Here is an 11,041-nt window from a genome sequence, read left to right as displayed (position 1 = left end):
GGTTTGCGCAGGGTTGGCACAGCGAAGGGCGTACGGGCACGCCTTTCGCTTGATCATGGCTACTGGCGCGCACATCGCGTGCAACGGAGGTAACCATGAAGCATATCCGCCCCTGCCGACTCCTTGCAGCCGTGGCCCTGGCCGCTGCCGCAATTCCCGCCATGGCGCAGGCGCCGGGCACGCCGCGCGGCGCCTATGACCCGTATTCTCAAGGCGCGCGCAGCACTGACAAGTTCGACCCGTATTCCCAGGGCGCCAACGCGCCCACCCGGACCGACCTGGCGCCCGCGCCAGAGGCCCAGCCTTCGACCATGCCGGCGCAGCCTGGCGTGCCTGACACGACCATGCAGCGCGCCCCGGATCCGTACATGGGCGGCCCACGTTGGGAAAGCCCCGACCTCGGCCGCCGCGTCGGCAAGCCGAACCCGTTCCTGGATGGCAGCTGAGCCTGGCGGCCAGCGCTGCCGGCCATGCGAATGCAACCGGACTTACCGTCTCTTGTAAATCCTGCCCAGGCGCGTGACCCCGGCGACACGCTTGCGGTCGCCGGCGCGCGGGCAGCGCTGCACTGCGCGCGGCCGGCGGACGCGGCCGGCATTGCCAGCATGATGGTGGCCAGCTACAACATCCACCGCGCCGTGGGCACCGACCGCCGCTATCGGCCGGACCGCGTCGCAGCGGTGCTGGAAGAACTGGACGCCGATATCGTCGCGCTGCAGGAGGTGGAATCCGGCAGCAGCAACGACCATACCCTGGAATACCTGGCCGGCCATACCGGCATGCACGTGGTCTCGGGTTTTACGCGCGTGCGCGGCAATGCCGATTATGGCAATGCGCTGCTGGCGCGCTTTGCGCCGCAGGCGGTGAACCAGATCGACCTGACGGTGAAGGGCTGCGAGCCGCGCGGTGCCATCGATGTCACGCTGGCGTGCACGGCGTCAGGCCGGGAGAGCGCGCTGCGCGTGATTGCCACCCACCTGGGCCTGCGCCCCGGCGAGCGCCGGCGCCAGGTGCAGCAGTTACTCAACTATGTGGCCGCGGCGCCGCCGTTGCCGACCATCCTGCTCGGTGACGTCAATGAGTGGTTCCTGTGGGGCCGGCCGTTGCGCTGGCTGCATGCGTATTTCGAGCACACTCCGCACACCGCCACCTTCCCGTCGCGCTGGCCGGTGTTTGCGCTCGATCGCATCTGGGTGTCGCCGCGCGCGCACCTGGTGTCGGTGGCCAGCCACCGTTCGCCGCTGGCGCGCGTGGCCTCCGACCATCTGCCGTTGCTGGCTCGTTTTGAGGTGCCCACAGCGCCGACATAACGGCGGCTTCGATGAGCGTCCTGAAACAAAGACGGCGGTCCCGGGCGCACCGGGGCCGGCCGTTCGTCTTGCCGCCCTGATACGCCCTTGCCGGGCGCTATCTAACGCGGTGCGCGGGGTGGGCGCTCCTCGCGCTCATCGGTGTGGTCGGCCTTGTCGACCGGCACTTCGGCCGGCAGGTCTTCGGCGGCATGCACCACTTCATCGGCGATCTCTTCCTCGGGGCTTTCCTCATCCTGCGCCGTGTGGGCCTCATTCTCGCGTTGCTCGATTTCTTCCTCGATATCGTCGGTTTCCTGTTCGAGATCGGGGTCGAGCGTGCTCGGGATATGGCCCGCGTCGGCGCGCGCGGCGCCGGACGCGGTGTTCTCGCGCGAACGGCGGCCGGCGGAGGCCTGCGCGCCTTCACGCGGCACGGGCGCTGTGCCGCCCACGCGGTCACCGTGGCGTGGGCCGGTACGGTGGGTACGTACGGTCTTGCTCATCGTGCCTCCTGTTCGGTTGGCCCGGCGGATTCAGTAGTTCTCCACCGGCGATTCGCTTTCTTCTGACTGGCCGCCGCGGCGCCTGACTGAAGGCGGCTCGCCGTTCTCGTCCGGAATGTCGTGCTCGCGTTCGACATCATGGCGGCGGTCGCGCCCGGGCTTGCCGCGTTCATGCTCGGTGTCGGGGCCGCCCTTGTGCGGATCGGGGCGCTCGCTGCGGCGCCGCGTGATGTCATGGTCGGGCTGGCGATGGGTGCTCATGGCGTCTCCATGGAGGTTGGCATGGCGCTGCCGGTCAGTCGGTACCGGCGCGCAGCTCGTCTGACACGGCGCTCACGCCGCGCACCGAACGAGCCAGTTCCATTGCCATCGTACGCTGTTTATCGTCGCGCACGGTACCTTCCAGCTTGACCACGCCGTCAGTGGTGGATACACGGATCCGGGCGCGGTCCAGCACGCGCGTGTTTGCCAGGCGGGCCTGGACTTCGGCAGTGATGGCGCGGTCGCTGGCGGCTTCGGTGTCGCGCGGCGCGGCGGTGCGTCCCGTGGACGACGGCGCTGCCGGCGCATCGGCCGGGACGGCCGTGACGGCCTGGGAGGCGGCCATCGCCAGCACCGCCAGAGGCAGCGCCAGGCGGGCGATGCGGGAGCGTGGTGTCATGACGATCCTCCTGTACTTGGCGGGGCAGGGCGATTCCTGCTCCGCATCTGCCTTAGACCTGCAAGCTCCGTTCCCGGCCCCGGCGCCGGCGGTGCCTGGCTGGGTCCTGTGCGGCTTGCGGCGCAGGCGCGGCGCTGCCGGCGCGGCACACGCGGCGTAGTTTTTACAGCCGCGGCAGAAACTGCATGTGCCGTCTCCTGGCATCCGTGCGCGTGCCGGCGGGCCGTCGCTGCATGATCGGCGCGATGCTTGCGCGCTGTCGTGTGATTGCGTGCCGTCGTGTCTATAGTGGAGGAAATGCTGGCAAAAACTGGCGAGCGGCAAGTGCCGGCGAGCACAGCCCGCAACGCCGGCCCGATGCCGCGGCGGCACCCTGTGCGCCGCGTGTCGCCGGGCCCGACAGCGCAGCCGGGGGGAGCGGCTCATCCGTTGCGAGGTAGTCATGAACCTAGCCAGCATCCTGTCCACTGTCGTCCTGGCCTCGTCCGTCTCGGTGTCTTCGGCGCCGGTGGAGCGCCAGCTGCTTGCGATGACGCCCACGGACTTCGCCCAGCGCTTCAATACCGTGGCCCAGGACACCGGCTCCGGCCTGGCCTTGCCCAGTTTCAAGGTCAAGCCGGGCTGGCACCGTGCCGCGCCCAGCTCGGGGGTATCGGTGCTGGTGCGCGCCAGCCGCTCGGGCTACGTCCTCGATGAGGTGGTGGTGGTGTGCCGCGAGGTCGAGCGCTGCTTCCTGACCATCTGCACGGCCGCACTTGCGATTGACGACAGCGTCAACCCGCTGCTGCTGCAGCGCTTTATCGTGGCGCGCATCGCGACCGAGCTGGGTGAGGTGGGCCTGGTGATGTCGGGCCTGGCGTATATCGTCGTCACGCCCAAGGAGGACGATTACGTGGCCGTCGTGATCCGGCCCTACCTGCCGCAGGAACGCGGTGCTTCGCCCGGCCAGGCAAGGCGCGAGCCGAAGGACGACGGCGCGCAGCCGCCGCAGCACGGCCAGGCCTCGCCGCATGGCACGCCGCACCATCCGCACGGCCCGCTGACGCCGATCGTGTTGCACACGGCGGCGCAGAAGTCCTGAGACCGCGACCGTTCGCGTTGCCCGGGACCGCTTATGGCTGGCGCAGCAGCAGCGCCACCGGCAAGCCGCCCAGTACCTCGCGCAGGCGCAGCCGGCCCATGGGCGCGTCCAGCACATGGCCGGTCAGCGCATCGGTCCAGCGGCTGGGCTGCGGCGCACCCACGTTCAGGATAGTGTCACCCCAGCCCGCGGGCGGGATGCGCGGCATGGTCGGGTCGACCTGCGTGGCCGCCAGCCGCGTCACCACCGTGATGGCCTGGTGCGCATCCGCGGTGCGGGCAAAGGCCAGCACCTGCGGCACCAGCGCGCCCTGCGCCGCCAGCGTGCTGTATTGCCCGTCGGCAAAGAGCCGTGGTTGGGCGCGGCGTACTGCCAGCACCTGACGTATCAGCTGCTGCTTGATGCGTCCGTCGCGCCAGCGCGTTAGCCAGTGGGCCCAGCCAGCGCTGCAGCCCAGGCGCGCGCGCAGTTGCGCAAAATCGGGCGGGCGCCGGTTGTCCGGATCCACCAGGCTCAGGTCCCAGCCTTCGCATCCCTGGTAGCGGTCGGGGATGCCCGGTGCGGTCAGCTGCACCAGCACCTGTGCCAGGCTGTTGACGGCGCCGGCCACGGCAATATGCTGCGCAAACTGGCCGATATGCGCCAGCACACCCAACGGCCAGTTCGCCGCGATGGCACGCAGGAAGGCCTCGCACGCGGCTTCGTATTCCGCGTCCGGGCAGGTCCAGTTGCCGTGGCGCTTGGCTTCGCGGATGGCCTTGAGCTGCCACGCCGACACGCGCTCCAGGAAAGCGTCGACGGTGTTGCTGCCTGCAGGCTTGCCGATGTCCTCCATCGGCCACGCGCCGACCAGAGTCTGGTACAGCATCAGGCGGTCGCCGGGGTCGGGCGCCTGCGGCAGGGTCGACAGCAGCGGTGCGCACGCGCGTTCCCATGCCGCCACGGCATCGGCCCAGGCGTCGGGCATCTCGCTCAGCACGGCCAGGCGCATGCGTGTGTCCTCGCCGCGCTTGTGGTCGTGAGTCGCAGTGGCCAGCATGGCATGAGGACAGGCCAGGCGCCGCGCCGCCATGCGCGCGTGGAACTGCGCCGGCGGCAACGCCAGCGTGGCGGGGTCGCTGCCCACCTCGTTGCGCGACAGCAGCCGCCCGTAGCGGTAGAACGCCGTGTCTTCGCCGGCCTTGGCTGCCAGGGCGGGCATCAGTTGCTGCAGGCGGCGGCGCAGCACGCCGGTTTCGCTGTCGGGCGGGGCTGGCGTGCGCAGGCAGCCGCCGATAAAGGCCAGTGCCACGGCCTCGTCCGGGGCCAGGCCGGCGCGCGCCGCCTGCATGGCTTGGTCCAGCATGGCGTCGTCGGCCTGTGCGGCCGAGGTGTCGCGCGCGCCGGGTTGCGCGTCAAAGTAGCTGCGGTAGACGGGCACCGCCGCCATCAGCGCGGCCAGCGCGCGCCGCAGCGCCGCGCGTGTCAGGTCGCGTGTGCCGGGCTCCTGCTTCGCGCAGTCGTGCAGGCAGGCGGCCGCGCCTTCGTACTCGGTCACGAGGTGCCGCTCCAGCACCTCGTGCCGCGCCGCCTCGACATGGGCGGCATACGGGCGCGCATCGCCGCTGGCCGATGCCCACAGCGCGCCCAGCGGCGCCTCGCCGTTGCCGTCGTGCAGCACGGCGGCCACATCGTCCATGAAGTCGTATCCGGTGGTGCCATCGACCTGCCAGTCCGGCGCCAGGCGTTCGCGCGGGCCCAGGATCTTCTCGACCACCAGCCACGGGTGCGCCAGCCGCAGCAACGGCGGGCGCGCGGCGGCGTGCCGGTCCAGTTCGGCACGCAGCCGGCGGCAGTAGCCAGCGGGATCGGCCAGGCCGTCGACATGATCGACACGCACGCCGTCGATCCAGCCTTCGCGCAGCAGGCGGAAGACCAGCGCGTGGACGGCGTCGAATACCTGCGGGTCTTCCTCGCGCACGCCGACGAGATCGCTGATCTCGAAAAAGCGCCGCCAGTTCAGTGCCGCGGCTGCGGTGCGCCACCAGGCCAGCCGGTAGTGCTGGCGCTCCAGCAGTGCGTGCAGCCGGGTGCGGCCTTCGGCCTGCGCGGGGTCGTACCAGCCGGGCTGGGTTGCGGCCGCGGCATCCACGCTGCCTGGCGCCAGCGGCAGCGAGTGCTCGAAATAGCGCAGGTGGGCGGCATCCTCTGCGCTGGCGGGCACCCATTGCAGCTCGCCCGACACCAGCGTGTCCCAGTAGGACTGACCCAGCATCGGCAGCAGCACCTTGCCATGCAGGGCGGGGTCGCGCGGGGTCCAGTCGATGTCGAAGCTGGCGGCGCAGCGGCTGGCGCGTCCGTGGGTCAGCACGTCGCGCCACCAGCCGTTGTGGGTGGCGTCGGCCGCCATGTGGTTGGGCACGATGTCCAGCACCAGGCCGAGGCCGGCGGCGCGGGCGCGCCCGGCCAGCGCTTTCAGGCCGGGCTCGCCGCCCAGCTCGTCGCGCACGCGGGTGAAGTCGGTGACGTCGTAGCCATGGGTGGAGCCCAGGCGCGCGCTGCACACTGGCGACAGGTACAGGTGGCTGACGCCGAGCGCGGCGTAGTAGTCAACGACGGCGGCGGCATCGGCAAAGGTGAAGCCCGGATGCAGCTGCAGCCGGGCGGTGGCGCGGGGCAGGTCATGGTCGCCGCCATCGCCATGGCTGCCTGGCTGGGATTCCGGCAAGCCGGCGGGCATTATCTTGCGCGCGCCGCGGCGGGCTCGCACATGGTGGCGACGCAGGCCAGCGGCGGCAGCATGCCGGCGGACAGCTCGGCCGCGGCGCCGGGCAGGCTTTCATGCAGCGCCGCGCTCATGTCGCGGCACGGGCGTGTGCATGGCACGGCTTCGCTGCCCAGGTTCAGCCACAGGCTCAGTTCCATGCCGTCCATCAGCCGCCAGCGTGCGCACAGCGCGGCCGGCCCCAGGATATCGACGCCCGCCGACTGGCAGCCGGCCAGCCGGTCCAGCAGTTCACGGCGGCGGACGGAGAGCAGTTCGTGGTAGTACGGTGTCCAGTCGCCGTCGTCCTCCAGCTCGGGGCGCGACGCCTCGAAGGTGGCCGGGTCGTTGGGGTCGGGGATGGCCGCGGCGCGCGCATCGTCGCGGAATGCCGCGGAAGCCGCAAACTCGCGGCGCCGGCCGTCGCGCACGGCCTGTGCCAGTTCGGGCGGGTGACTGGTGAAGTAGAGGAAGGGCCGCTGCGAGCCGGTTTCCTCGCCCATGAACACCAGCGGCACCTGCGGGCACAGCAGCTGCAGCGCCACCGCTGCGCGCAGCGCATTGCGGTCGGCCAGGCCGGCCAGCCGGTCGCCCAGGGCGCGGTTGCCGGTCTGGTCGTGGTTCTGCAGGAAGCAGACGAAGGCCGTGGGCGGCAGGTGCGCGCTCGGCTGGCCGCGGCGCACGCTGTCCGCGCTTGACGACACGCCCGGCGCGGCGGCAGCGCGGTGCGCCGACGGCTCGCCCTGGTAGGCAAAGCCTTCGCCCAGCACGCGTGCAAGGTGGCGCAGCGCGGGCTCGCCGCGCCCCGCAGCCGCATCCTCGCCCTCATCGGCGCAGCGGGTGTAGTCGCGGTAGTAGCCGTCGCCCTCGCCGGTCAGCAGCACGTGCAGGGCATGGTGCGCGTCATCGTTCCACTGGGCGTCGTAGCCCTTGGCCAGCAATTCGGCATCATTGTTGTCGTTCTCCAGCACCAGGTGGAGATGGCGGTTGGCGCCGTCGCCTTCGGCCAGCATGGTGCGCAGCTCGCCGGGCAGCGCCGCCAGCCAGCCTTCGTCCTCGATCGCGTGCACGGCGTCCAGGCGCAGGCCGTCGAAGCGGAACTGCTCCAGCCAGTAGCGCGCGTTCTCGGTGAAGAAGCGCCGCACCTGCGGCCGGCGGAAATCGATGGCCGGCCCCCATGGGGTCTGCCGGTCCGCGCGGAAGAACGCGCTGGCGTAGCGGTGCAGGTAGTTGCCCTCCGGCCCGAAGTGGTTGTAGACCACGTCCAGCAGCACCATCATGCTGAGCTGGTGGGCGCGGTCCACCAGCGCGCGCAGTTCGTCCGGCGTGCCGTAGGCGGACTCCGGCGCGAATGGCAGCACGCCGTCATAGCCCCAGTTGCGCGCGCCGGGGAACTCCGCCAGCGGCATCAGCTCGACCGCGGTGAAGCCCAGCGCCGCCAGCCGCGGCAGCTGCCGAGCCGCGCCGGCAAAGCCGCCGCACAGGCCCACGTGCATCTCATAGATGATGGCTTCATGCCACGGGCGCCCGCGCCAGTCGGGGCACGCCCACGCAAAGGCGCCAGCGGCGTCGGGAGCGGGCACGATGCTGGGCCCGTGCACATCGTCGGCCTGCCCGCGCGAGGCCGGGTCGGGCACGGTGGTGCCGTCGTCAAGCCGGAACCAGTAGCGTGCCCCTTTGCTGCACGCAACGATGGCCTCGAACCAGCCATTGGCGCCGGCCGCCATGCGCACCGGACCGAGCCCGGCGATCTCCAGCCGTACCGCCTGGCCTTGCTCGGCTGCGTCCGGGGCCCACAGGCGGAACCGCACGCGGCCGTCTGGCAGCCAGGCCGGCCCGAACAGGTACTCGTGCGCAGGTTCGTCGTTGCAGGGCAGGCCCGGCTGCCTGAAGGCAGCGGGCGCCGCAAAGCAGTCGTGCGGGGCCAGGCTGGGCATGGCGGAGCGGGCGCCGGGGGCGAGAAGAAACGGGTTGGCGTGCAAATTCGGCTCCTGGCTTCCGGACAGCTGTGGGAAGTGCCAAGGGAGAGCCGGCCGGATGGCCGGTTTTGGCACGATGCGAACTCCATGCCCGCAGAACGACGCTTTGCGAGGCCGCATGCTGGCGGGGGCTACCGCCAGCGCGGGCTTTGTTACATGGGCCATTGTAGAAACTTCCGGCGCACTGCGGACGTGCGCTAGCCCACGCCCGCAGTGCCCGTCACATCGCTTACGCGGCGCGCACCGGAGATTCACCCTGCCAGGGCGCGCCGCTGGCGCGGTGCAGCAGCCGGACCGGCACCGGCTCGATGTGCCAGATGCGCTCGCAATACTCGCGGATCGCCCGATCCGATGAAAAGCGCCCGGAGCGCGCGCATGACAGCACCGACATGCGTTGCCAGCGCGCCGGCTCGGCAAAGGCCTGCGAGACTTTCTCCTGGCACTCGATGTATGAGGCGAAGTCGGCCATCAGCAGGTAGGGATCGTGCATCTGCTGCGGGTTGAACAGCGGACGGAACAGCGCCGGGTCGCCGCGCGAGAAGAAGCCCTGCTGGACCAGGTCGATCACCGCGCGCAGCTGCGGGTTGCTGTGGTAGTAGGCGGCAGGGTCGTAGCCGCTTGCACGCAGCGCATAGACTTCCGGCGCGGTCAGGCCGAACGGGAAGAAGTTGTCGTTGCCCACTGCTTCGCGCAGCTCGATATTGGCGCCGTCCATGGTGCCGATATTGAGCGCGCCATTCATCGCGAACTTCATGTTGCCGGTGCCGGACGCTTCCTTGCCCGCCAGCGAGATCTGCTCGGCCAGGTCGGCCGCCGGGTAGATGCGCTGCCCGTAGGTGACGTTGAAGTTGGGCAGGAACACCACCTTGAGCCGGTCGCGCATCTGCGGGTCGCGGTTGACCACGTCGGCCACCGAGGTGATGAAGCGGATCATCAGCTTGGCATAGGCGTAGCCCGGCGCAGCCTTGCCGCCGAACAGGAAGGTGCGCGGCTGGACCTCGGTGCCGGGGTCGGACTTGATGCGGTGGTACAGCGCGATCACATGCAGCACCGCCAGGTGCTGGCGCTTGTATTCGTGGATGCGCTTGACCATCACGTCGAACATGGAGGACGGGTCCACCACCACGCCGGTGGTGTCGCGGACCAGCTCGGCCAGCGCCACCTTGTTCTGGTGCCGCGCGGCGTGCCATTGTTCGCGAAAGCCCGCGTCCTCGGCATATGGCTCGAGCGCGCGGATCTGCGCCAGGTCGGAGATCCAGCCGTCGCCGATCGCCTCCGACACCAGCCGCGTCAGGCGCGGATTGGACAGCGCCAGCCAGCGCCGCGGCGTCACGCCGTTGGTGATGCTGGTGAACTTCTCCGGCCACATCTCGTAGAAATCCTTGAGCACGTCCTCGCGCATCAGGCGCGAGTGCAGCTCGGCTACGCCGTTGATGGCGTGGCTGCCCACGCACGCCAGGTTGGCCATGCGCACCTGCCGTTCGCCGTACTCATTGATCAGCGACAGCCGCGCCAGGCGCGATTCGTCGCCGTAGAAGCGGATCCGCACCTCGTCCAGCAAGCGCGCGTTGATCTCCAGGATGATTTCGAGATGGCGCGGCAGCACACGGGCAAACAGCGGCAGCGGCCACTGCTCCAGCGCCTCGGGCAGCAGTGTGTGGTTGGTGTAGGCAAAGGCATTCTGCGTGATGTGCCAGGCCTCGTTCCAGGGCAGGTCATGGTCGTCGACCAGCAGCCGCATCAGCTCGGCAATGCCCACGGCCGGGTGGGTGTCGTTCAGCTGCACCGCGAACTTCTCGTGGAAGCGCGTCACCGGGATGCCGTCAACGGCGAGCAGCCGCAGCATGTCTTGCAGCGAACAGGCGACGAAGAAGTACTGCTGCTCCAGCCGCAGCTCCTTGCCCTGGCTGGTCTCGTCGTTGGGGTAGAGGACCTTGGTCAGGTTCTCGGAAGTGACCTTCTTGCTGACCGCGCCCAGGTAGTCGCCGCGGTTGAAGGTATGGAAGTCGAAGGCCTCGGTGGCGTCTGCGCGCCACAGCCGCAGGGTGTTCACGGTATTGACGCGGTAGCCCAGGATCGGCGAGTCGAACGGCACACCCACCACGGTCTTGGCCGGCACCCAGCGTACGCGGTAGTGGCCGCGGTCGTCGGTGTAGTGTTCGGTGTGGCCGCCCAGGCGCACCTGCACGGCCCACTCTGAGCGCTGGATCTCCCAGGGGTTGCCGTTGCGCAGCCAGGTATCGGTCGATTCCACCTGCATGCCGTCGATGATGGTCTGCTGGAAGATGCCGTATTCGTAGCGGATGCCATAGCCGAGCGCGGGGATTTCCAGCGTCGCCAGCGAATCCATGAAGCAGGCCGCCAGCCGGCCCAGGCCGCCATTTCCCAGCCCCGGCTCGACCTCTTGCTCCAGGATGCGGTCGAGATCCAGCCCGGCAGCGGCCATGGCCTCGCGCACCTCGTCGAAGATGCCCAGGTTGATCAGGTTGTTGCCCAGGTGCGGGCCCATCAGGAACTCCGCCGACAGGTAGGCGACGGTGCGCGAGGGCTGGCCCAGGTAGGCCTCGGCGGTGCTGATCCAGCGCTGCACCAGGCGGTCGCGCACGGTATGCGCCGCGGCCTGGTAGAGGTCGTTCTGGCTGGCGTGGCCGGGCAGCTTGCCCTGGGTATGGAAGACGTGGTCGAGGAAGGCCCGGCGCAGGCTGGCGCCGGAGAGGGCGGTACGGGTGTCATCGGCATGCTCGGGCCGGATAGATTCCTTCATGGCGAGGCTCCTGCGCAT

At 70.0% G+C, this 11,041-nt stretch carries 9 protein-coding genes; 3 read left to right on the top strand and 6 right to left on the bottom strand.

Annotated elements, in window-relative coordinates; all coding sequences use genetic code 11:
* Positions 1-95: 95 nt before the first annotated feature.
* Positions 96-446 (top strand): endonuclease, encoded by a 351-nt coding sequence (locus KB879_RS13030; protein WP_211981633.1) that lies wholly within the window; start codon positions 96-98, stop codon positions 444-446.
* A 24-nt stretch (positions 447-470) separates the two neighbouring features.
* A complete protein-coding gene (locus tag KB879_RS13025; protein ID WP_013953217.1) occupies positions 471-1,310 on the top strand; it encodes an endonuclease/exonuclease/phosphatase family protein in 840 nt (279 codons plus the stop codon).
* A gap of 101 nt (positions 1,311-1,411) precedes the next feature.
* Here KB879_RS13025 and KB879_RS13020 read toward each other — a convergent pair whose 3' ends face one another.
* The 3 genes from KB879_RS13020 to KB879_RS13010 are packed head-to-tail and all read right to left on the bottom strand — an operon-like array spanning position 1,412 to position 2,456.
* Positions 1,412-1,795 carry a hypothetical protein gene (locus KB879_RS13020; protein ID WP_153953474.1) on the bottom strand — a complete coding sequence of 128 codons (384 nt, stop codon included), beginning with the start codon at positions 1,793-1,795 and terminating at the stop codon, positions 1,412-1,414.
* Positions 1,796-1,825: 30 nt separating this feature from the next.
* Positions 1,826-2,056, bottom strand: a complete 231-nt coding sequence (locus KB879_RS13015) for a hypothetical protein (RefSeq protein ID WP_013953215.1) — start codon at positions 2,054-2,056, stop codon at positions 1,826-1,828.
* A gap of 34 nt (positions 2,057-2,090) precedes the next feature.
* Positions 2,091-2,456, bottom strand: coding sequence for a BON domain-containing protein (locus KB879_RS13010; protein ID WP_211981632.1), 366 nt, complete (start codon positions 2,454-2,456; stop codon positions 2,091-2,093).
* A gap of 442 nt (positions 2,457-2,898) precedes the next feature.
* Between KB879_RS13010 and KB879_RS13005 the strand changes: the two genes are divergently transcribed.
* A complete protein-coding gene (locus KB879_RS13005; RefSeq protein WP_013953213.1) occupies positions 2,899-3,537 on the top strand; it encodes a hypothetical protein in 639 nt (212 codons plus the stop codon).
* A gap of 31 nt (positions 3,538-3,568) precedes the next feature.
* Here the strand turns inward: KB879_RS13005 and treY are convergent, their stop codons facing one another.
* The 3 genes from treY to KB879_RS12990 form a co-directional block, all read right to left on the bottom strand.
* Positions 3,569-6,256 (bottom strand): malto-oligosyltrehalose synthase, encoded by a 2,688-nt coding sequence (treY, locus tag KB879_RS13000; protein WP_211981630.1) that lies wholly within the window; start codon positions 6,254-6,256, stop codon positions 3,569-3,571.
* The gene (gene treZ, locus KB879_RS12995; protein WP_013953211.1) at positions 6,256-8,262 is read right to left on the bottom strand and encodes a malto-oligosyltrehalose trehalohydrolase; all 2,007 of its coding nucleotides are present in this window, start codon (positions 8,260-8,262) and stop codon (positions 6,256-6,258) included. The genes treY and treZ overlap by 1 nt, the downstream gene beginning before the upstream one ends.
* A gap of 226 nt (positions 8,263-8,488) precedes the next feature.
* Positions 8,489-11,023 (bottom strand): glycogen/starch/alpha-glucan phosphorylase, encoded by a 2,535-nt coding sequence (locus KB879_RS12990; protein ID WP_013953210.1) that lies wholly within the window; start codon positions 11,021-11,023, stop codon positions 8,489-8,491.
* Positions 11,024-11,041: the final 18 nt, after the last annotated feature.

The sequence above is a fragment of the Cupriavidus sp. KK10 genome, from assembly GCF_018223725.1.
In the GTDB taxonomy this organism is placed as follows: Bacteria; Pseudomonadota; Gammaproteobacteria; order Burkholderiales; family Burkholderiaceae; genus Cupriavidus; species Cupriavidus necator.
This window is presented reverse-complemented; position numbering and strand designations above follow the sequence as displayed.

Excerpts from the sequence above, each read along its gene's own strand:
- KB879_RS13030 (WP_211981633.1), top strand. The coding sequence starts at position 96 with ATGAAGCATATCCGCCCCTGCCGACTCCTTGCAGCCGTGGCCCTGGCC.
- KB879_RS13025 (WP_013953217.1), top strand. The coding sequence starts at position 471 with ATGCGAATGCAACCGGACTTACCGTCTCTTGTAAATCCTGCCCAGGCG.
- KB879_RS13020 (WP_153953474.1), bottom strand. The coding sequence starts at position 1,795 with ATGAGCAAGACCGTACGTACCCACCGTACCGGCCCACGCCACGGTGAC.
- KB879_RS13015 (WP_013953215.1), bottom strand. The coding sequence starts at position 2,056 with ATGAGCACCCATCGCCAGCCCGACCATGACATCACGCGGCGCCGCAGC.
- KB879_RS13010 (WP_211981632.1), bottom strand. The coding sequence starts at position 2,456 with ATGACACCACGCTCCCGCATCGCCCGCCTGGCGCTGCCTCTGGCGGTG.
- KB879_RS13005 (WP_013953213.1), top strand. The coding sequence starts at position 2,899 with ATGAACCTAGCCAGCATCCTGTCCACTGTCGTCCTGGCCTCGTCCGTC.
- treY (WP_211981630.1), bottom strand. The coding sequence starts at position 6,256 with ATGCCCGCCGGCTTGCCGGAATCCCAGCCAGGCAGCCATGGCGATGGC.
- KB879_RS12990 (WP_013953210.1), bottom strand. The coding sequence starts at position 11,023 with ATGAAGGAATCTATCCGGCCCGAGCATGCCGATGACACCCGTACCGCC.